Origin of the sequence: Nibrella viscosa, assembly GCF_039541875.1 — a bacterium.
GTDB classification, from domain to species: domain Bacteria; phylum Bacteroidota; class Bacteroidia; order Cytophagales; family Spirosomataceae; genus Nibrella; species Nibrella viscosa.
In genome coordinates, this window is sequence record NZ_BAABHB010000004.1 from 159057 (window position 1) to 178985 (window position 19929).

The 19929-nt window shown below is 53.2% G+C and carries 18 protein-coding genes and 1 tRNA gene; 3 read left to right on the forward strand and 16 right to left on the reverse strand.

Annotated features, from left to right (window positions below; all coding sequences use genetic code 11):
• Positions 1-3: 3 nt before the first annotated feature.
• From ABD931_RS12410 to ABD931_RS12450, 9 genes are all read right to left on the reverse strand, one after another.
• Positions 4-1212, reverse strand: coding sequence for an acetyl-CoA C-acetyltransferase (locus ABD931_RS12410; RefSeq protein ID WP_345267507.1), 1209 nt, complete (start codon positions 1210-1212; stop codon positions 4-6).
• A 111-nt stretch (positions 1213-1323) separates the two neighbouring features.
• On the reverse strand, positions 1324-3264 hold the full coding sequence (locus ABD931_RS12415; RefSeq protein WP_345267509.1) for a polysaccharide biosynthesis protein: 1941 nt from the start codon (positions 3262-3264) through the stop codon (positions 1324-1326).
• Positions 3265-3399: 135 nt separating this feature from the next.
• Complete coding sequence (locus ABD931_RS12420) at positions 3400-4317, reverse strand: TIGR01777 family oxidoreductase (protein WP_345267511.1); 918 nt, start codon at positions 4315-4317, stop codon at positions 3400-3402.
• 54 nt (positions 4318-4371) lie between these two features.
• Entirely contained in the window at positions 4372-4926 is a 555-nt protein-coding gene (locus ABD931_RS12425; RefSeq protein ID WP_345267513.1) for a hypothetical protein, read from the reverse strand.
• A 58-nt stretch (positions 4927-4984) separates the two neighbouring features.
• The gene (gene rimK, locus ABD931_RS12430; protein WP_345267515.1) at positions 4985-5887 is read right to left on the reverse strand and encodes a 30S ribosomal protein S6--L-glutamate ligase; all 903 of its coding nucleotides are present in this window, start codon (positions 5885-5887) and stop codon (positions 4985-4987) included.
• Between the two features lie 27 nt (positions 5888-5914).
• Positions 5915-6454 carry an ATP-dependent zinc protease family protein gene (locus ABD931_RS12435; protein ID WP_345267517.1) on the reverse strand — a complete coding sequence of 180 codons (540 nt, stop codon included), beginning with the start codon at positions 6452-6454 and terminating at the stop codon, positions 5915-5917.
• Positions 6451-7569, reverse strand: coding sequence for a DNA polymerase III subunit delta' (holB, locus tag ABD931_RS12440; RefSeq protein WP_345267519.1), 1119 nt, complete (start codon positions 7567-7569; stop codon positions 6451-6453). The genes ABD931_RS12435 and holB overlap by 4 nt, the downstream gene beginning before the upstream one ends.
• Positions 7570-7688: 119 nt before the next feature.
• Positions 7689-8885 carry a putative sugar nucleotidyl transferase gene (locus ABD931_RS12445; protein WP_345267521.1) on the reverse strand — a complete coding sequence of 399 codons (1197 nt, stop codon included), beginning with the start codon at positions 8883-8885 and terminating at the stop codon, positions 7689-7691.
• 184 nt (positions 8886-9069) lie between these two features.
• Positions 9070-9309 (reverse strand): type B 50S ribosomal protein L31, encoded by a 240-nt coding sequence (locus ABD931_RS12450; protein ID WP_345267523.1) that lies wholly within the window; start codon positions 9307-9309, stop codon positions 9070-9072.
• Positions 9310-9790: 481 nt separating this feature from the next.
• On the opposite strand from ABD931_RS12450, the gene ABD931_RS12455 reads away from it, so the two are divergent.
• Positions 9791-12253: a ribonucleoside-diphosphate reductase subunit alpha gene (locus ABD931_RS12455; RefSeq protein ID WP_345267525.1), complete on the forward strand. Its 2463-nt coding sequence runs from the start codon at positions 9791-9793 to the stop codon at positions 12251-12253.
• A 132-nt stretch (positions 12254-12385) separates the two neighbouring features.
• Here the strand turns inward: ABD931_RS12455 and ABD931_RS12460 are convergent, their stop codons facing one another.
• The 6 genes from ABD931_RS12460 to ABD931_RS12485 all read right to left on the reverse strand — a co-directional run bounded on the left by ABD931_RS12460 (position 12386) and on the right by ABD931_RS12485 (position 16065).
• Entirely contained in the window at positions 12386-13033 is a 648-nt protein-coding gene (locus ABD931_RS12460; RefSeq protein ID WP_345267527.1) for an ATPase, read from the reverse strand.
• Between the two features lie 74 nt (positions 13034-13107).
• Positions 13108-13338: a hypothetical protein gene (locus ABD931_RS12465; protein WP_345267529.1), complete on the reverse strand. Its 231-nt coding sequence runs from the start codon at positions 13336-13338 to the stop codon at positions 13108-13110.
• Positions 13339-13548: 210 nt separating this feature from the next.
• Positions 13549-13622 (reverse strand) — tRNA-Asn (locus tag ABD931_RS12470).
• 118 nt (positions 13623-13740) lie between these two features.
• Positions 13741-14055, reverse strand: coding sequence for a hypothetical protein (locus tag ABD931_RS12475; protein WP_345267531.1), 315 nt, complete (start codon positions 14053-14055; stop codon positions 13741-13743).
• Between the two features lie 58 nt (positions 14056-14113).
• Positions 14114-14749, reverse strand: coding sequence for a 16S rRNA (guanine(527)-N(7))-methyltransferase RsmG (gene rsmG / locus ABD931_RS12480; RefSeq protein ID WP_345267533.1), 636 nt, complete (start codon positions 14747-14749; stop codon positions 14114-14116).
• Positions 14746-16065 carry a glycosyltransferase gene (locus tag ABD931_RS12485; protein WP_345267535.1) on the reverse strand — a complete coding sequence of 440 codons (1320 nt, stop codon included), beginning with the start codon at positions 16063-16065 and terminating at the stop codon, positions 14746-14748. The genes rsmG and ABD931_RS12485 overlap by 4 nt, the downstream gene beginning before the upstream one ends.
• 65 nt (positions 16066-16130) lie before the next feature.
• Between ABD931_RS12485 and tgt the strand changes: the two genes are divergently transcribed.
• The gene (gene tgt, locus ABD931_RS12490; RefSeq protein ID WP_345267537.1) at positions 16131-17261 is read left to right on the forward strand and encodes a tRNA guanosine(34) transglycosylase Tgt; all 1131 of its coding nucleotides are present in this window, start codon (positions 16131-16133) and stop codon (positions 17259-17261) included.
• A gap of 210 nt (positions 17262-17471) precedes the next feature.
• Positions 17472-18929 carry an OmpA family protein gene (locus ABD931_RS12495; RefSeq protein ID WP_345267539.1) on the forward strand — a complete coding sequence of 486 codons (1458 nt, stop codon included), beginning with the start codon at positions 17472-17474 and terminating at the stop codon, positions 18927-18929.
• 131 nt (positions 18930-19060) lie between these two features.
• Here the strand turns inward: ABD931_RS12495 and ABD931_RS12500 are convergent, their stop codons facing one another.
• Complete coding sequence (locus ABD931_RS12500; RefSeq protein WP_345267541.1) at positions 19061-19834, reverse strand: hypothetical protein; 774 nt, start codon at positions 19832-19834, stop codon at positions 19061-19063.
• Between the last annotated feature and the right edge of the window lie 95 nt (positions 19835-19929).

A 19929-nucleotide genomic window follows, 5' to 3' on the forward strand; every position in this document is an offset into this window, starting at 1 on the left:
GTGTTAGTTGACTCGTTCAAAAATGGTGGCGATTCCCATACCGCCACCGATGCAGAGAGTGGAGAGGCCGATTTGCTTGTCGGAACGCTCCAGTTCATCGAGCAGAGTGGCGGAGATGATGGCCCCGGTAGCGCCCAGCGGATGGCCAAGTGCAATGGCTCCGCCGTTGACATTTACCTGGCCGTGGTCAACGCCAAACTTGTCCATAAACAGCAATGGTACCACGGCAAAAGCCTCGTTGACTTCAAACAGGTCGATGTCGCTGATGCTCATGCCGGCTTTCTTCAGTACCTTTTCGGTAGCCGGCAGCGGCCCCGTCAGCATAATGGTGGGCTCGGAACCGACAATGGCAAAGGCTTTGATGCGGGCGCGGGGTTTCAGACCAGCCTTCTCGCCAAACTCACGACTGCCGACCAGCAGCCCGGCGGCTCCGTCGACGATCTGCGAGGAGTTGCCGGCATGGTGAACGTGGTTAATTTTATCGTACTCGGCGTATTTCAGCAGGGCCAGCGCATCAAGGCCCATCTGCCCCATCATCTCAAACGAAGGTTTTAGCTTCGATAAGCTGTCGACGGTGGTGCCGGGGCGTACGCCTTCGTCGCGGTCAAGTATGGTAATGCCTATTTCATCTTTTACCGGCACCAGCGTGCGACTAAAGCGGTTAGCCTGCTGGGCTTCCGTGGCCCGGCGGTACGATTCGGCCGCGAAGGTATCGGCATCGGTCCGGCTGTAGCCGTATTTAGTGGCAATCAGGTCGGCGGAGATACCCTGGGGCACAATGTTATGCCGGGCTACAATCTGGGGGTTCATAAACAAGGCCCCACCGTCGGAACCCATCGGCACCCGCGACATGGATTCGACACCACCCGCCACAACGGCATCGACCTGTCCCGACATTACGTAAGCGGCCGCCATATTGATAGCCTCCAGCCCCGACGAACAGAACCGGTTGAGCTGTACGCCCGCTACCGACTCGGCGTAGCCGGCTTCGATAACGGCGGTGCGGGCAATATCGGCCCCCTGTTCGCCGATGGGCGTAACGCAGCCCATTATTACATCATCAATCAGGTTTGTGTCCAATGTATTGCGGTCGCGGAGCTCGCGCAGCACACTGGTCAGGAGTTGGATGGGCTGTACGTCGTGGAGGGAGCCGTCGCTTTTACCCCGGCCGCGGGGCGTCCGGACGGCATCGTAAATGAATGCTTCTGCCATATAATTGTCTGAATTGGTATGCAAGCATACGATTTCTGCAAAGTTAGGGCAAAAGCAAAACGGCGCAAGCGAATTGCCTTCAAGAAGGAGATAATTTACTTTTTTACAGAATTAGTTGGAGCCAACCGGACCCGTCAGGGCGTCGAGGGCCGAGTAGATGGAGTTGTTGCTGATAAACTCCGGTACCAGCATCTTCAGTGTAGAGACGAGTTCCATATCATCGCCGAGTTGCATTTGTTCGCCCAACACCTTCAGCGCGTCTTCCATCAGAGAATGCTGGGGAGCCACCACCCTGGAAATCATGATTTTGGGGTTATACGTCGGTAAGGTGGCTTCATTGCTGCAAAGTAGTTCTTCGTATAGCTTCTCGCCGGGCCGTAAGCCGGTGACCTTAATTTTTATATCTTCATCGACTGTAAAGCCGGATAAGCGAATCATCTGCCGGGCCAGATCGGCAATGCGCACCGGCTGCCCCATATCGAAGACAAATACTTCGCCCCCTATACCCATTACGGCCGCTTCGAGTACGAGTTGGCAGGCTTCCGGAATGGTCATGAAGTACCGGATAATGTCCGGGTGGGTAATGGTAACCGGGCCACCGGCTTCAATCTGCTTTTTAAAAACCTGTACGACAGAGCCGTTGGAGCCTAACACATTACCGAACCGGGTGGCGATAAAACTCGTTGGATGGCCACTGGTTGACCGGTTCAGGCTCTGAACGTACATCTCGGCCAGCCGTTTGGTGGCACCCATCACGTTAGTAGGGTTTACGGCCTTGTCGGTAGAGACCATCACAAATTTTTTCACCCCGCATTCCAGCGCCAGATCAGCCATCACCTTGGTGCCGAACACGTTGATTTTGACGGCTTCGTAGGGATGAATCTCCATCAACGGTACATGCTTATACGCAGCCGCGTGGAAGATATAATCCGGCTTGAAGTTTCTGAAGATATGCTTCATCCGGACTTTGTCGGTCACATCGGCAATCTGCGGGATCAGTTCGGTGTCCTGAAGCGCATAACTCATGGTCTGGCGCAAATCGAACAACAGATCATGCAGGGCCGATTCAGCCTGATCGATCAGAACGAGCGTACGTGGCTGGTAGCGGATCAACTGCCTCACCAGTTCACTGCCAATAGAACCCGCTGCCCCGGTGATGAACACAGTCTGACCTTGTATAGACAGACATACGCTTTCATTATCGAGTTGGATAACCGGACGGCCGAGTAGATCCTCAATCCTGACGTCGCGGATTTGTTGAGAACTCAATTGGCCCTGAATCCAGTTCTGCATGGAGGGAACAATCTTTACGGTAACCTGATGGGGCAGAAACTGCTCCGTGATATCTTTCCGCCGGTCTGTTGGTAACTCATGAATAGCCAGGATGAGTTGAACGGGTACTTTCGGAGATATTTTTTTTACCAGTGATAAGGCTTCCCGGCGGTTAAAAACCCGAATGCCATGGACAATGCGGTCTGTTTTGCTGGGGTTGTCATCCACGAAGCCAAGAACCTGGTATTTTCGGGCACGATCCTGCTGAAGGGCTTCTTTGGTCTGAATGCCCAGCGTGCCGGCACCGTAGATCAATACGGGCATGGCCTCACCAACAACCGCACTTAACATATGGGTGTAAGCCCATTTCACCGCCAGCCGACTCCCAATCAGCATTACGGTGCTGATAAAGTATTCTATCAATACTATTGAAACAGGCACATACAGGGCCGGATCATGCAGTATGTGCCGTAATAAGAACGAAACTGTAATAGTAAGGCCACTGCTGATTAGTACCGCTTTGCTGATTAGTGTACTGTCTTCCAGACTGGTATGCCGGATGATGCCCGAAAACGAACGAAGCTGGATAAATACCAGTAAACGACAGCTTAACAGCAGGAGCAGGTGGAAAAGATTCCAATGCGACAGATCGATATGAAAATTGAACCGAAGTAGCCAGGCGCTACAAAAAGCTACCGTCGTGACGGCGAGATCAACGAGTAAGACCAATAAGCGAGGGGCTAACCGGTTGTCAGCTTTCGCTATTAAAGTGCTTAACATACAAGTTCGGTAATTGTCTCGTCAAATTGTCGAGCGCTTTATGTTCAGGTGATAAGTAAATCTAACTACAACAAATATAGCAGGGCTTTAAAGTCGGACAAGGACTTTGTTAAATAAAAATACTTAATTTATAGATTAAGCTATCTTCATGAGTTGTTCCAGGGCAATTGGTAGTTGTCCGTATTTATAGCTAAAATCAGTTTCTTCCTGAACTCGCTTGTTGAGAATCAGGCTGCTACCCAGTACCGTAATTGCCAGTTCTCCAAATACAAGTTTGATGGTGAAGGCTGGAATATTGGGTAAGATCAGCGGCCGGTTCAGCACCTTAGCTATTTGACGTGTCAAGACTTTATTCGTCACTGGTTCCGGGGCAACCGCATTGTATACCCCTTCCCAGCGCTCATCAATCATGGCCTGGATAAACATCCGGCAGAGGTCGTCAATGTGTATCCAGGAAACATATTGCTGTCCCGAGCCGAGAGGGGCACCCGCGCCGAGCCGGATTGGCTGCGCCAGCCTGGGCAGGGCTCCGCCCGCCATGGTCAGCATCACACCCGTTCTTAATTTGACGGTACGAATACCGAGTTCGGCAATTTGGTCAACGGAGCGTTCCCAGGCCCGTACCACCTGCGCCATGAAATCAGTACCGGCCGGACTGGTTTCGGTCATCGGCTGGTCGCCCGAATCAGCACCATAGTAACCAACGGCAGAGGTGGCGATGCAGGCTTTAACCTGGTGTTGACTGGCGCGGAGCGCGTCGGCCAGAAGTTGGGTCGATTGGGTCCTGCTTTCCAGGATCTCCTGCTTGCGGGCGTCGGTCCAACGCTCATCGGCGATACCGGCACCGGCCAGGTGAATGATATAATCGGCCGTTAAGATAGCCTGGGGGTCCAGCTCTCCTTTTTTTATATCCCACCGATAGACCCTGACATCAGGTATAGTCTGCGCAGAACGACTCAGGTAAGAAACCTGATAGCCCTGTTCCTGCAACAGTTGGGTCAGGCGTCGGCCGATAGTGCCGGTACCACCGGTAATCAATACAGTCTGGCTCATGATCGGTAACGTAATTTTAAGCGCAACCCACTGTTTAGCTCCTTTGTTGTCGGTTCAGGTGCTCCAGGACTGGGGAACATTCCAGTGGCGGGCGTAGTAGGCCGCACAGGAGTTGTGTACGCGGGCTAGCAGCCGGTTTACATCGCTTTCAAACTCAATAAAATAATCCGGGTCCAGCTTCACCAGTTTTTTCAGCAACTGCTCGGTTCGTTTGGCAATGTACTGAGCGGCTTTGTCGGAACGGCTGGTATACTGGCGCAGCAGATCCATATGGTGATCGTAGAACGTGTTGAGCAGGTACAGGCTCAATTCCACATCGCCGTATTTGTCCTTTGTAACCTTCACATGCCGGGTAATGTAGCCGCTGGCGGTGCGCATATCCATCATGACCCATCCCGGCGAGTCCTGCTTTAGAGTAGCGGTGCGGTTGATAAACTGCTTGATGGCCTCGCGCCGTTCGACGGTAGTGGCACTCCCTTCCAGCAGTTCAAACTGGAGCCGTTCGGTCAGCAGTGGATCTTTGGTAATAAGCCGCAGCAGCAGCTTGTCTTTTTCGCCGGCCGGCATCCGGACAATGGCTTTTTTTAGTTCTGGGTCGAGTGAGGGCATTCTATCTAACTTCAAACTACGGATTACAAACGGCACCGGCCGCCCGGTTCAAACTTAATCAAACTCCAACGGTGTCGCCTTCATCAGCCCTGATTTTTTCTTCGATGTAGCTGATGATCTGACCGGCAACATCCTGTTTGGTCGCTTTTTCGATGCCTTCCAGACCTGGGGAAGAATTAACTTCCAGCACCAGCGGCCCCCGGTCGGAGCGGAGCATATCCACGCCGGCTACTTTCAGACCCAGCGCTTTGGCGGCATTAACGGCGGTTTGGGACTCCTCTTCCGTCAGCAGAATGGCTTTGGCGTTGCCACCCCGGTGCAGATTCGACCGAAAGTCGCCTTCGACACCCTGCCGCTTCATGGCTCCAACTATGTGCCCACCCACGACAAACGCCCGGATGTCGGCCCCCTGAGCTTCGGCAATGTATTCCTGGATCAAGACGTGTTTTTTCAGCCCGTAAAAAGCCTCAATGGTTGATTTGGCGGCCTTGGTAGTTTCGGCCAGCACCACGCCGATGCCCTGGGTACCTTCCAGCAGTTTAATAACGACCGGTGGCCCACCCACCAGGCGGATCAGCCGATCGATTTCGTCGGTATGGTTGGCAAACACCGTTTTTGGTAAACCCACCCCGGCCCGCGACAGGACCTGCAGGCTGCGCAGCTTGTTCCGCGACCGCATAATGGCCTGTGATTTGGCGGTGGTGAACACTTTCATCATCTCAAACTGCCGCACAATAGCGCAGCCGTAATCGGTAACGGATGCACCAATACGCGGCACAATAGCATCGATCTGGTCGAGTACCTCACCCTTATATAAAATGGATGGGCTGTCGTTTTCAATAATAACCTGGCAATCCAGATGGTCGATGACCAATGGTTCGTGGCCGTGCTGCTGTACGGCCTCAACCAAACGTCTGGTTGAGTACAGACCCGGATTGGTCGATAATATAGCAATGCGCATGACTATGCAGGGAAGTCGATTGAGTGGTTAATCGGTTGATTTGTTAATTAGTTGTTCAGCGCTTTCCGGATGGCTGATCGAACGGAGTTTAGGAAGGGTAAGGCTGTTCTTTCCGGATTGGTATGACAGATTTTTTTGGGATACATCCACGATGAACCGGTTGCGGAGCAGTTTACGGCCCAGCAACACGGGGTAGCGCATCCGCTCGCGGTCGGCCAGGGTAAATTCAGCGTTTATGATTCGTCCGAAAATAACAATCCGGGTTTTTATGACGTACCGCTTCTCGGCTACGCCAAAGGAGTTACGGATAATCCGCTGGGTAAAGTTATCACTGTAAAATCGTTTTTTTATATCGCCGGACTGACCTACCACACAAAAACTTAGCCGCTCGTCTGTTTCGGTCCGTTCCAGCCGCACGTCTTTGCAATGCAACGCCGACGTAAACGCGCCGGTATCAATCTTTGCCTCCACATTGAACAGTTCCAGATCCGGAAAGTCCAGGATGTCGGTCATGCCGATAATCTGTATCGGCTTCGGTGTACGGCGTTTTCGTTTGCGGACTTTCATGCCCCGGCACGAATCAGACGGCTAATGGTTAATGACAGATCGAGCATGACCATTTTGGCGCGGGCGTTCCGTTCCAGGTGATAGGCCGCCTGGTTCAGGTCGGCAATAATGTGTTCCAGGTGAGCGGTGGTCAGCACTTTCGAGAAATTTTTCACAAACGTCAGTTCTTCATCGGGCAGGCGAATGAGTTGCCCGGCTCCTTCTTTCCACAAAAACAGGTCGCGGCACAGGCACAGACTATAGTCGAGCAACCCTTTCTGTTTTTCCTTGTTAAAACCGTCGAACTGGTCCGCCTGTTTCACCAGACTGACTAAATCCTGCTTGTAGCAGGTGCGCATCCATTCCGAAAACCAGCTATGGCGGTCGTCGGTCTCCACATTAATGAGTTTCAGCGCTTCGGCCAGGTTACCGTCGGCCAGGTAAGCAAGTCGCCGGGCTTTGGTCTCATCCAGATTCTGGTGCTCCCGTAGGTGCGTGGCCACTTCCGTATCAGTAAAAGCCCGTACGGCTATGCGCTGGGTGCGGGAGAGAATAGTAATCAGCAGCTTGTCGGGCTGATTGGTTACTAATAGGAACAAGGTCCGCTCGGGCGGCTCCTCCAATACTTTCAACAACGCGTTAGCCGAGGCTATGTTGAGCAGTTCGGGCAACCAGATAAGCATGACTTTATAAGCGCCTTCGTACGCTTTCAGCGACAGCTTTTGCAGGATGTTGCGCGCTTCTTCCACCGAGATATTGCCCTGCTTATTGTCGGCACCGATGTTATCAAGCCAATCGGGCAGTGTCCGGTAGGGGTTGTCCAGCAACCACTTCCGCCAGTCGGCCAGGTAGGCTTCGCTGGTTTTGCCTTTGCTGGTATTAGCCACGGGGTACACCATGTGCAGGTCGGGGTGAACCAGCTTCTGGATCTTGATGCAGGACGCACACCGGCCGCAGGCATCATCGGGCCGGCGGTCTTCGCAATTGACGTATGTCGCCAACGCCAGCGCCAGCGCCAGATTGGCACTGCCCGGCGGTCCGTCGAAGAGCTGCGCGTGCGCCAGATGGTTATTCTGCACCGCCCGCAGCAGCGTCTGCTTCGTATCGGTATGGCCTATAATTTCGCTGAAAAGCATCTGTACAACGGATTTGCATCGCACCGGCATACCGGTCCGTTTAAACTGTCTGAGTAATCAAGTTGTCTGCTGTACAACGGATTTGTAATCCGTTTCAGCCGTTAAAGCCAACCGGAAGGTTACTCCTGGCCGGAGAACGGATTGCAAATCCGTTGTACTTCCCGCAGTATCGCTTCATCCTCTGCCGTAAACTCCACATCCCGGCGAAAGAGGGTTTCCCGGACAACCTGAAGCGCTTTCTCTAACCGATAATCGGTATAGCCTTCGGCGGCACCACCCCAGGTGAAGGAGGGAATGTGCTTGTCCTGAAAGCCGGCTCCGAATACGTTAACCATAACGCCCACAACCGTGCCCGTATTGAACATGGTGCTGATGCCCGCTTTGGTGTAGTCACCCATCATTAGTCCGCAGAACAGCAGGCCGGTGTCTTCCAACTGACCGGTAGTGTAGCTATGGAGTTTAACGTTGGTGAAATCGTTTTTAAGGTTTGAGTTGTTGGTGTTGGCACCCAGATTACACCATTCGCCGATAACCGAATTGCCCAGGAAGCCATCATGCGCCTTGTTGCTGTAGCCGAACAGGACGGAGTTGCCCAGTTCGCCCCCCACCTTGCAGTATGGCCCTACGGTGGTGTTATTCCGCATTTTGCCGCCCCAGTTGACGGTGGCGTGGTCGCAGAGGGCAAACGGACCAATCATCACCGTACCTTCGCTGATGGTGGCGTCGCGGCCGATGTAGATCGGGCCGGCTTCGGCGTTCAGCACGGCCGCCCGGATTTTGGCTCCTTCTTCAACAAAAATATTCTCTATACCGTAGCAGCGTGTATGCGGGTCGGTGATGGGTTGCGACTGGCGGTCTTTGGTCAGGTGGGCGAAGTCGGCCCGGATTTGTTCGCCGTTTTTCAGGTAGATATCCGGCATCTGGCGAATAATCGTCAGTGGTTCCTCATACGTTCCGGCCGTAAACTGGTCCGGCGCAGGCACCTGCTCCAGCGGCTGATCGGTGCGGACGGCCAGCAGCAGTCCATCGGGCGTGACCAGGCTCTCCTGAGGTTGCAGATAGCTGATGGCCGTCACCAGCGCATTGGTGGGGCAAACGGCTCCGTTGATGTATAGGTTATCATCGCCCGGCTGATGGGGGAATTTCGTTTGCAGATAGAGCTCTGTCAGAAACGAAGCTGAGGTATTCAGTCGGGTAGCCCACTTTTCGGCAATGGTCTGGATGCCGATGCGGATACCGGCTACCGGCCGGGTAAAGGTGAACGGTAGCAGACTGGTGCGGATCGTGGGCTCGTCGAATAAAATCAGGTTGTACATACGATTCGGAATCGGTCTGCAAATATCTGATTTGATTCGGAGTTTTCGGGTATAAAAGAATTGTTAAGACGGGCTGTAGAATAAGATTGCTTTTGGTCTAAGTTACTGACTCTACTGAGTAAAACCAAAAAGCCCCCGGCACATCACTGCACCGGGGGCTTTTTCGCAGATAAACGCCAATGGCTTACTTGCCGTACCGCTTGCGGAACTTGTCGACGCGGCCCGTGGTGTCGAGCAGTACGTTCTTACCGGTGTAGAACGGATGCGACTGCGAGCTTACTTCAATCTTAACGAGCGGGTAGGTCTGGCCTTCAAACTCGATGGTATCTTTTGTCTGGATCGTAGAGCGCGTTACAAACTTGTAATCGCTTGACAGATCGTGGAAAACCACTTCGCGGTATTCCGGGTGAATGCCCTTTTTCATGGTATTGTTCTGATTGCTTTGCCGTTACTTCGGTTTCCGACCGAAAAGGATTGCAAAATTACGAGGTTTTTGCCTGCCATCCAAGCCTATGCGTCAGGAAATTATTCAATAAAATAGGTTCTTTGCCGCTCCCTAAAAATCACGGAAATAAACTGGCTTCGTCCGGTAAAAATTCTATTTTAGAGGACCAGTCCGCTCATTTACAGTGTTTTGGTAGAAGTACTCCTCACGCTTAATAAAATTGCTGCGACGTTTTTTAGTCTGATATTTTAGTAGGGTAACGGTAAGTGGCTAACTACGAACTCGTAACAATTTCTTAACATACAGCACAGGTTTCACTTTTCAAAGTACCCGGCTTTTAAGCGAACCAACGCGGTTGCTTTTTCGTCGTATTCGGCAGTACCTTTATCAGAACGACACGAGAATACTATCCGATTTTCTATATAATTCTTTAACTCAAATATAAACCACCCGCACGCTCATGTATGTAATCAAACGCGACGGCCGCCGGGAGTCGGTAAAATTCGACAAAATCACGGCGCGCATCGAGAAGTTGTGCTACGGCCTGGACCCTACCTATGTGCAACCCATTGAAGTGGCCATGCGGGTCGTTTCGGGAATCTACGATGGCGTGACCACCGCCGAACTGGATAACCTGGCGGCCGAAACGGCGGCTTCGATGACGACCAAGCACCCGGACTACGCCATTCTGGCAGCCCGGATTGCCATCTCGAACCTGCACAAAAATACGAACAAGTCGTTCTCCGGCACCATCAAACGGCTGTACACCTACATCGACCCGAAAACAGGCGAAAATGCCTCCCTGATTTCGAAAGAGGTATACGATGTGGTCCGCAAGAATGCCGCGCTTCTCGACTCGACCATCATCTACGACCGCGATTACGGCTACGACTACTTCGGCTATAAAACGCTGGAAAAGTCGTATCTGCTGAAAATTGACGGGAAGATTGCCGAGCGTCCGCAGCACATGCTCATGCGCGTAGCGGTGGGTATTCACCAGAAAGACATCGAAGCCGCCATCGAGACCTATAACCTGCTCTCCGAAAAGTGGTTTACGCACGCAACGCCTACTCTGTTCAACGCCGGTACGCCGAAGCCGCAGATGTCAAGCTGCTTCCTGCTGACGATGAAGGATGACTCCATCGAGGGTATCTACGACACGCTGAAGCAGACAGCCAAGATCTCGCAGTCGGCAGGTGGTATCGGTCTGAGCATCCACAACGTGCGGGCGACGGGTACGTATATTAAAGGCACCAACGGTACCTCCAACGGGATTGTGCCGATGCTGCGCGTATTTAACGACACGGCGCGGTATGTAGATCAGGGTGGAGGGAAGCGCAAGGGCTCCTTTGCGATCTACCTGGAGCCGTGGCATGCCGACGTTTTTGAGTTTCTGTCGCTGAAGAAGAACCACGGCAAGGAAGAACTCCGCGCCCGCGACCTGTTTTATGCCCTGTGGGTGCCGGATCTGTTCATGAAGCGCGTGGAGGACAACGATAGCTGGTCGCTGTTCTGCCCGCACGAGTGCCCCGGCCTGGCCGATACCTACGGCGAAGAGTTCGAAGCGCTGTACACCCAGTATGAGCGCGAAGGCCGCGCCCGCCGGACCGTGAAGGCGCAGGACCTGTGGTTCGAGATTCTGGAGTCGCAGACGGAGACCGGTACGCCGTACATGCTCTATAAGGATGCAGCCAACAAGAAGTCGAACCAGAAGAACCTGGGTACCATCAAATCGTCGAACCTTTGTACCGAGATTATCGAGTATACCTCGCCCGACGAAGTGGCCGTGTGTAACCTGGCGTCCATTGCGCTGCCGAAATTTATAACCAAGGGTCAGGACGGCGTGTCGCGTTTCGACCATCAGAAGCTGTTTGAGGTAACCAGAACGGCGACGCGTAACCTGAACAAGATCATCGACGTCAACTACTACCCGGTAGAAGAGGCTCGCCGGAGCAACATGCGCCACCGGCCGATTGGTCTGGGGGTGCAGGGTCTGGCCGATGCGTTTATCCTGCTCCGGATGCCGTTTGAGTCCGACGAAGCACGTCGCCTGAACGAAGATATTTTCGAGACGATCTATTACGGGTCTATGGTAGCCTCCATGGAACTGGCGAAGAAGCACGGTCCATACGAGACCTGGAAAGGCTCACCGATTTCGCAGGGTATTTTCCAGTTCGACATGTGGGGCGTCACGCCGAAGTCGGGCCGTTGGGATTGGGAAAGCCTGCGCCAGGACGTGAAGAAATACGGGGTGCGCAACTCGCTGATGCTGGCCCCCATGCCGACCGCGTCGACTTCGCAGATTCTGGGCAACAACGAGTGCTTTGAGCCGTACACCTCCAACATCTACACCCGTCGCGTCTTGTCGGGCGAGTTTGTGGTGGTGAACAAGCACCTGCTGAAAGACCTGGTGAAGCTGAACCTCTGGAACGACAGCATGAAGAACATGCTGATTGCCGCCAACGGTTCGGTACAGAACATCCCGAACCTGCCGCAGCACATCAAAGACCTGTACAAGACGGTTTGGGAGATTAAGCAGAAGCACATCATCGACATGGCCGCCGACCGGGGCGCGTACATCTGCCAGTCGCAGTCGCTGAACATCCACATTCAGGACCCGAACTTCGGCAAGCTGACGTCCATGCACTTCTACGCCTGGAAGAAGGGCCTGAAGACCGGTATGTACTACCTGCGCACCAAGGCCGCTGCCGACGCCGTGAAGTTTACGGTGGAGAAGCAGGCCGAGCCGCAACTGGAGCCCGCCATGGCCGAAGTAGCACCGGTAGAAAAGCCGCTCAACTACGAGCAGTACGCCAAGGAACACGCGCCCGCTGCCGCTCCGGTCGTCAACGAGGATTTCAACTACTCCGCCATGCAATGCTCGCTGGATGATCCTGAGGGATGCGAGATGTGTGGGAGTTAAGGATTACATATTTAGGAAAAGCCCTTGTTCAGTAAATGACAAGGGCTTTTTCATACTATTAAGAATCCCCAGAGCGGCAAACCTCTTCCTGGTTTGCCGCTGAACTTCGTTATCTTAGTGGCGTATTAAATCTTACAGTTTATCCAGCACGGCGCGGGTAAACCAGTGAGGAATTAAGTCTGTCTTGAGTTCAATGTCGGTGCCGTCAGTAATTTCGGCAATCCAGACCTTTGTTTCACCTGAGTTATCAAATATATACGCCCGGTTGGTGAGCCGAACAGCGTCCAGCAACAGATTCAACGAGCGGTAATACCGTTCAACCACCTTATTGTCCGGTACGTTATGCCCCCCCATTCTGACGCGGTGCCGGATACGGCTGATGTTGATGAGCGGGTCTTCCGTGGCCACGTAGTACAGGTAATTACGAAAACCAGCGTCGCGGGCTTTTTGCAGCGTTTGCACCTTATCAGCCGATGACATCACGGTCTCAAAAGTAAACGATCGCCCGGCCTCAATCAGCTTCTGACGCAGGAAATCGGTCAGGATGGCGCTTAGGTAGGAGTTAAAGCCTACGTTGGCAAAGTCTATGAATTCCTCCTGCACAAACCGAATGGCCGGCACAAAGTCGGCTTCCTCTGAGCGGTTGATTAATGGGTGGTTCTCAAAAAAATCGATGATTTCCGGCTCAGACATCGGTAGGTTAAGGCCGCTCACATCGTAATAGCCATCCCGTTTGACGGCTTTCTCAATATCATCAGGATTAAGATAGTAGCCCAACATGCTTGCTTCAATTACCGACTTTACCGTGCTCTTGCCTGAACCGTTCGGCCCGGCAAACATTCGCATTCGCTTAATCATGCTTTCGGAATGCGGAAATGCTTTTGCCGAATGGCTTTCGGTTTCTCAACGGCCTTCACAAACGTGCGAGTCCCATCTGGTTTCACTTCAATGATTTGCCCGTTTTCGGCAATAAGTACACTATCACCAGATGCCAATGTTTGCCAGTACGCCTGCCGCGTAGCAATGGCCGCCAGTTCAGGAATCTGCTGCTCTAAATAATCGACTGCCTTATCGGAAAGTGCCATAGTTTACTCGTTTTCTAAATATACCTAAAATCACGCTTCGAGCAGTTTTATGATTTCCTTAAATCCAGAAGGACAGCCTCCAGGTTATAAATGGCATTAGTAGTAAATAGGAGTATAAGCTATAACATTCAAAAATGTATTGCACATTACATTGCACACACACCATAAAAAAAGCACTTAACAAAATTGCTAAGTGCTTGATTTTCAGGGCTCCCGAAGCTGGGCTCGAACCAGCGACCCTCTGATTAACAGTCAGATGCTCTAACCGACTGAGCTATTCGGGAATCGTGGTGCAAAAGTACGCCCAAATGGGATTCCACGCAAGGGATAGGGGTAAAAAAAGTTGTCTCTTTTTGCAGTGTACACCTTGTCAGCAGGTAAGCGGCTGATGGTCAGCGATGCTTAGCGAAGCGGGTTGCCAAACGCGTCCGGCCGGTTATGGGGTACGTTCTGCAGGATGATTTCCTTGATCCGGCGGGCGTCACCCTTAGAAAAATTGCGGATGACAATCTCCGGCCGGGCCCTCGGTATAATGCGGACGGTCGCAAAAAACAGGCCGTTGTCGATTTCTACGCCGGAAATGTCGGAGTAAAAGACAAAGTTGTCGGTCCCGCCGATCAGCTTGTTCACCCGAAACGTAACGCCTTTATCGTTGAACTCGACTACGTCCTGCCGGATCGGGTCTTTCAACATGCTCGATCTGAAAACCTCTGCCATAGTTTTTCCTTCGTTTCTGTCCAGAATTCAAATTAACATACTTTCAGGCAATCCGCGCTTACTTTTTGTGAACCGAAACATAAATTAATTTCTTGGTCTCGAAAAACGGCTCATCAAAATAGTCGGATAGGTCGTAAAGGCGGTAGCGGTCTTTAACCTCGCCCAACTCCTCGGCCAGGTCTCCGCCTTTCAGGTACAAAACCCCGTTCGGGAGGCTATTGTTACCCTCCTTCCGGATTTTGTACCGCACCCAGCCCAGAAAGGGCTTTAACCGCGTGACGGCCCGGCTGACCACAAAATCATACGAGGTATTCATGTGCTCGACGCGCACCTGCTCGGCCTTCACGTTTTTCAGGCCCAGCGCCTGCGAGACCTCCGTTACCACTTTTATCTTTTTGCCAATGCTGTCGATCAGGTGGAAATCAGCAAGCGGGAACAGAATCGCCAGGGGAATGCCCGGAAAGCCACCACCTGTACCCACATCCAGAATTTCGGTGCCGGGCCGAAATTCAACAACCCTGGCAATACCCAGCGAGTGCAGGATGTGCTTCTCATACAGGTGCTCGATGTCCTGCCGCGAGATAACGTTGATCTGGGCATTCCACTCCCGGTATAAATCACCTAGCGCGGCAAAGCGGTCGTATTGTTCGGACGTTAGTTTCGGAAAATATTTTTTGATCAGGTCAACACTCATCGCCAGGCCAGGTTTCGGCGTCGGCGAAATAGCGTGACGACGCCCATAACAATATAATAAAAGGAGAGCAACGCATCCATCAGCGGGAGGGTATACCAGCCTACAGTACGGCCCAGCCGGTAACTGATCCGCCCCACCACCAGCCAGAACGCCAGCAGCCGACAGCCAAACAGGCCAACGGCTATCCAGAACAGCGTGGTTGGGGCGGTAAACGGGGCTGTCGCCAGTGCTACTACGCCCGCCAGCAGCCAGGTCATTACGTGCGAGCCGGTCAGCAGACCCAGTCGTACTTTATGTTTGGGCTTGTATAGCCGGCCTACATGCAGGTGACGGCGTTTCTGGTGCCGCCAGGCTCCCCAGGTTTCTTTTGGGGCCGACCAGGTAAAGGTATCTTCGTGGAGGCACACGGCGGTGTTGCGGGCGTTGGCAACCTCGTTGATAAACAGGTCATCGTCACCCCCCAGTATCCGCATGTGCGAGTAAAAGCCTTTGTTATCGAAAAAAACCGACCGGCGATACATCAGATTCCGGCCGACACCCATATACGGACGTCCGGCCAGTGCCAGCGATAGATACTGCACAGCCGTAAACAGGGTTTCGCCCTGGATGACCCAGTTCAGCAGGCCCGGCTGATGCTGGTAAGGCGAAAACCCAAGAACGATGTCTGTACCCGCCTTGTTCAGATGGGCCGCCATACCGGTAATCCAGTGCCTGCTCGCCGGCCGGCAATCGGCATCGGTCAGCAGCACCACGGGGTACAGGGCCTTTTTCATGGCAATCGTCAGCGCGTACTTCTTGGGCGTCACGTGCTCGTGCTCCCGGTCGATCCGAATGTAACGGACGTGCTGCAGTTGAGTGGTCACTTCTTCCAGGTAATCGAGGGTGCCGTCGCGGGAGCGGTCGTCCATCACCAATACTTCAAATTCCGGGTATTCCTGCTGATCGAGCAGGGGGAGCAGTTCTTCCAGGTTTTCGCGTTCGTTCCAGGCGCAGACCACTACCGTAACGCCGGGTACGTTCGTGTTGGCAGGACCACCAGCGGACCGCTCCCGACTAGCGGTACGAATACCGGCTACTGCCGGCTCCAGTGTGGCGGTATTTGTACCGATTGAGCCGGGTATGGCGGTGCCGGGGCTACCGGTTGGTACCCCCGCACTGGCCTGGACCTGCACGCCGACGGGTATATCGGTGGTTCGATGCAGCGCGGTTTTCGAATAAATAAATACAATGTAGACAAGCTGTATACTGATCGCTATCAGCCACAGTACCAGCACCACCGTTATCACAAAAGTCGTAGACGTTAGATCGTTAGCCATTCAATTTAGTCCGCAAATATAACCTGAGTTAACGGAAAAACCCGGTATGCCGTAACTTTGCCCTTATGACGTTTACCATCCATCAGACCGATCCGCAGTCGCAGGCCCGCACGGGTACGCTGACTACCGATCATGGTCCTGTACAGACCCCTATTTTTATGCCGGTGGGCACGGCCGGAACCGTTAAGGCCGTTCACCAGCGCGAACTGGAACACGACATCAACGCGGAAATTATCCTCGGCAATACCTACCACCTGTACCTGCGCCCCGGTCTCGACATTCTGGGGCAGGCCGGCGGGCTGCACCGCTTTAACGGCTGGCAGCGGCCCATTCTGACCGATAGTGGCGGCTACCAGGTGTATTCGCTCTCGAACACGCGGAAGATCAAGGAGGAAGGCGTTACCTTTAAATCGCATATCGACGGCTCTCCGCACATCTTTACCCCGGAAGGTGTGATGGATATTCAGCGAACCATCGGGGCCGACATTATCATGGCCTTCGACGAGTGTACGCCCTACCCCTGCGAGTATGATTACGCCCGCCGGTCGATGGACATGACCCACCGCTGGCTGCAGCGCTGCATAACGCGATTCGACGAAACGGAAGGGCACTATGGCTACCGGCAGGAGCTGTTCCCTATCGTACAGGGTAGTACGTATACAGATCTGCGACGCCGGTCGGCGGAGGTGGTGGCGAGTCACGAGCGGGCGGGCAACGCCATCGGAGGCCTGGCGGTAGGCGAACCCGCCGAGCAGATGTACGAGATGATCGGCATCGTGAACGAGATCCTGCCCACCAACCGGCCCCGTTACCTGATGGGGGTGGGTACACCGGCCAACATCCTGGAAGCCATTGCGCTGGGGGTAGATATGTTCGACTGCGTTATGCCTACCCGCAATGCCCGGCACGGTATTCTGTTTACCACCGAAGGTATCATCAATATAAAGAATGAAAAATGGCGCAATGACTTCAGTCCCATCGACGCCGGCGTGGGCGGGTATGCCAGTACCCACTATTCCAGGGCGTATCTGCGGCACCTGATCCGGTCAGAAGAAATACTGGGAGCACAGATTGCCAGTCTGCATAATCTGACGTTTTACCTGTGGCTCGTTCGGGAAGCCCGGCAGCATATTGCCGCCGGCGATTATGTATCGTGGAAAAATGAAATGATCGCGCGCGTGATGAAGCGACTATAAAATCGGCATATGTTCATTGCGCTGTCACAAAGAATTCATAATTTGGGCAAAACATTGGATCTGTAATCTTGTTTGTAAACTTAACGAAAATACATAGTTTTGCGCCAAACGGCTAAATAAGCGGTACTTATACCGGATTATGGCTACCTCCGGTCCAGTTCTTTTCACACTTGATGTTCGATGTATCTGTTAAACAATAACCTGAGACACATGAAAAAAGTATCCCTTCTGGTAAAGGCATTGGGATTGGGTACTCTGATTTCGGCAGGGGCGTATGCACAATATAACCCGAAAGCATCTTACGAAGGTCCGACAAAAATGAACACCTGGTCGCTGTCCATCCACGGTGGGCCGACGCAGTTCTACGGCGACCTGAGAGAATATGATTACTATCCGGTAGGCTTGAATAATTTCGACAGCGCCAGCGAACGGGGCAGCTATTTCATCGGCCTGGCCCTGGGCAAGCAGTTGTCGCACCTCTTTGGCCTGCAACTGGGCGGAAGCTACGGTACGCTGCGCGGCATGAAACGCCGTCAGTACTTCTCGTATTTCCGGGGCGAATATATTCAGGCCGACCTCACCGGTAGCGTGAACCTGAAAAGCCTGCTCTTTGGGGTCAACAAAATGAAACACTGGAAAATCGATGCCTATACCGGCGTAGGCCTGCTGACGTTTAAGTCGACGGCGTACGAACTGGGTACCGGCCGCGTCCGGCGCTATACCGGAAATCCCGGCGACGGCGTGGTGCGGGATGCCTCATACCGCAATACGCTATCGATTCCTATCGGCCTGGGGATTCACTACGAACTGAGCCCCCGCTTCGACCTGGGGCTGGATGTCCGCTACAACAAAACCGGATCCGAGCAACTGGATGCCACCATCGGCGGCAATTCGTCCAGCGTATTCGATGCATCGGGTTCCCGCGGTAGCCTGACCGCCACCGAGATCAAGCGGGGTAACTCTAACCTCGATGGATACGGCTATGTAGCTGCGATGCTGACGTATAAGCTGGGAAAACGGGCCATCCGGGTGCAGAAGGTCAACGGCAAGTACGAATATGATACCACACTGGGTACCTACCACCTGCGCTGGACCGATCCGAAATCACTCATCAAGCCGCCGGTTATCCTGACGCTGGAACAGATCGATTCGGTTGCGAAAGCCAACCGGCCTAAAGATATTGACCCGCGCCTGCTGACCGACTCCGATAACGATGGCGTGTCTGACTACTTCGACCGGCAGCCCAATACCCCTGCCGGAAGCATCGTGTCTGGTTCCGGTGAAGCCATCGACTTCGACAAGTACGTAAGTGCCGCGCTGCCGGGTGTAGCCTGCGCGGAAATCTTTACCAACGTGCAGTTCGATACCGACAAGAATATTATCAAGCCGGAGTTCTACGACATGCTGAACAAGGTAGTTGAGCTGATGAACAAGACCCAGTGCCGCCTGCAACTGGCCGGTCATGCCGACCGCCGGGCGTCTGACCGCTACAACATCGCATTGTCGCGTCGCCGGGTCGAAGCCGTACGGCAGTACCTGATTCGCGCCGGTCTGAACGATCCCAGCCGCATCGTGGTCGACTACTTCGGCTCCTTCAAACCCATCGGCGACACCAGCCGTCCGGGTCTGACCAAAAACCGACGCGTTGAATTAAGGCTGGTGCCGTAACCAGGCAACTGTCAATCAACGAAGCCCCGCAGTACTGCGGGGCTTTTTTTGCAGGTGAGTTTTCTGTAAACCGTCGTCAATTAAAAAAGCCTCACATCGCTGCAAGGCTTTTCAGGATCGGGAGAGCAGACTTAGCGGAAGAAATAGGTCAGACCGGCCGAAATCAGCACCCACTTATCATTGGTATTGGTTTCGTACTTATTCTTATAAATATCTCCGCCCACATTGTTAATCCGAACACTATTATCTCCATCCACGGTAGCATCCAGCTTATCGGTACGCACCAGGTTCAGGCGAACCCCTCCATACACACTCACCTGTTCGCTAACGGCTTTGCTGAACGATAAGCCGAGAGGAATAACCAGCTCACGGGTGTACCGAATGCCTGGCGGGCTTTTAATTTTATATCCATCCGGTGAGTGATGACTGGTCTCGTCGCTGGTAAACCGTTGAAGATTGCCGGTTACCAGGTCGTAGGCTTTCGTATGAAAAAAGATGAGGCCGGCCCCGGTGGTAAAGTCAAGCACGGAGTGAGTACCTTCTATCTTGAAAACCCGTAGGAGATCAACAGAGCCCCCCAGCGCCAGTTGAGCAAACTGGCATTTCGCTTTCGAAATATAAAAGGTACTTTCCTGCGCCTGCATAAAGCCCTTGTCAAAAATCATGACACCGGCAATAGCCCTGGTGATAGGCACTTTTATGTCCATCCCGTAACTCCAGTCGCGGGCCTGTTCGTTCAGATCGCCAAACATAACGGTGGCACCTCCCCGGAGGGTAACACTGGCCGGCGGATCTTCTTCTTTTTTCTTGGTCTGATAGGATTGGGGCTTTCGCTGAGCAAAGCAGTCGGTCCAGAGACCGAACAGGGTAGTACTCATGAAGAGCAACAGGTATAGTTTTTTCATAAACGCAGCGCTTTCAGGTGACAAGTGATACGACGAAAGTAAAGAATATTTCCTTACATACACGTTACCGTCATATAACTTTAATCGTATATCAA

Bases quoted from the DNA above. Each gene is read 5' to 3' on its own strand.
- ABD931_RS12410 (WP_345267507.1), bottom strand. From the start codon at position 1,212: ATGGCAGAAGCATTCATTTACGATGCCGTCCGGACGCCCCGCGGCCGG.
- ABD931_RS12415 (WP_345267509.1), bottom strand. From the start codon at position 3,264: ATGTTAAGCACTTTAATAGCGAAAGCTGACAACCGGTTAGCCCCTCGC.
- ABD931_RS12420 (WP_345267511.1), bottom strand. From the start codon at position 4,317: ATGAGCCAGACTGTATTGATTACCGGTGGTACCGGCACTATCGGCCGA.
- ABD931_RS12425 (WP_345267513.1), bottom strand. From the start codon at position 4,926: ATGCCCTCACTCGACCCAGAACTAAAAAAAGCCATTGTCCGGATGCCG.
- rimK (WP_345267515.1), bottom strand. From the start codon at position 5,887: ATGCGCATTGCTATATTATCGACCAATCCGGGTCTGTACTCAACCAGA.
- ABD931_RS12435 (WP_345267517.1), bottom strand. From the start codon at position 6,454: ATGAAAGTCCGCAAACGAAAACGCCGTACACCGAAGCCGATACAGATT.
- holB (WP_345267519.1), bottom strand. From the start codon at position 7,569: ATGCTTTTCAGCGAAATTATAGGCCATACCGATACGAAGCAGACGCTG.
- ABD931_RS12445 (WP_345267521.1), bottom strand. From the start codon at position 8,885: ATGTACAACCTGATTTTATTCGACGAGCCCACGATCCGCACCAGTCTG.
- ABD931_RS12450 (WP_345267523.1), bottom strand. From the start codon at position 9,309: ATGAAAAAGGGCATTCACCCGGAATACCGCGAAGTGGTTTTCCACGAT.
- ABD931_RS12455 (WP_345267525.1), top strand. From the start codon at position 9,791: ATGTATGTAATCAAACGCGACGGCCGCCGGGAGTCGGTAAAATTCGAC.
- ABD931_RS12460 (WP_345267527.1), bottom strand. From the start codon at position 13,033: ATGTTGGGCTACTATCTTAATCCTGATGATATTGAGAAAGCCGTCAAA.
- ABD931_RS12465 (WP_345267529.1), bottom strand. From the start codon at position 13,338: ATGGCACTTTCCGATAAGGCAGTCGATTATTTAGAGCAGCAGATTCCT.
- ABD931_RS12475 (WP_345267531.1), bottom strand. From the start codon at position 14,055: ATGGCAGAGGTTTTCAGATCGAGCATGTTGAAAGACCCGATCCGGCAG.
- rsmG (WP_345267533.1), bottom strand. From the start codon at position 14,749: ATGAGTGTTGACCTGATCAAAAAATATTTTCCGAAACTAACGTCCGAA.
- ABD931_RS12485 (WP_345267535.1), bottom strand. From the start codon at position 16,065: ATGGCTAACGATCTAACGTCTACGACTTTTGTGATAACGGTGGTGCTG.
- tgt (WP_345267537.1), top strand. From the start codon at position 16,131: ATGACGTTTACCATCCATCAGACCGATCCGCAGTCGCAGGCCCGCACG.
- ABD931_RS12495 (WP_345267539.1), top strand. From the start codon at position 17,472: ATGAAAAAAGTATCCCTTCTGGTAAAGGCATTGGGATTGGGTACTCTG.
- ABD931_RS12500 (WP_345267541.1), bottom strand. From the start codon at position 19,834: ATGAAAAAACTATACCTGTTGCTCTTCATGAGTACTACCCTGTTCGGT.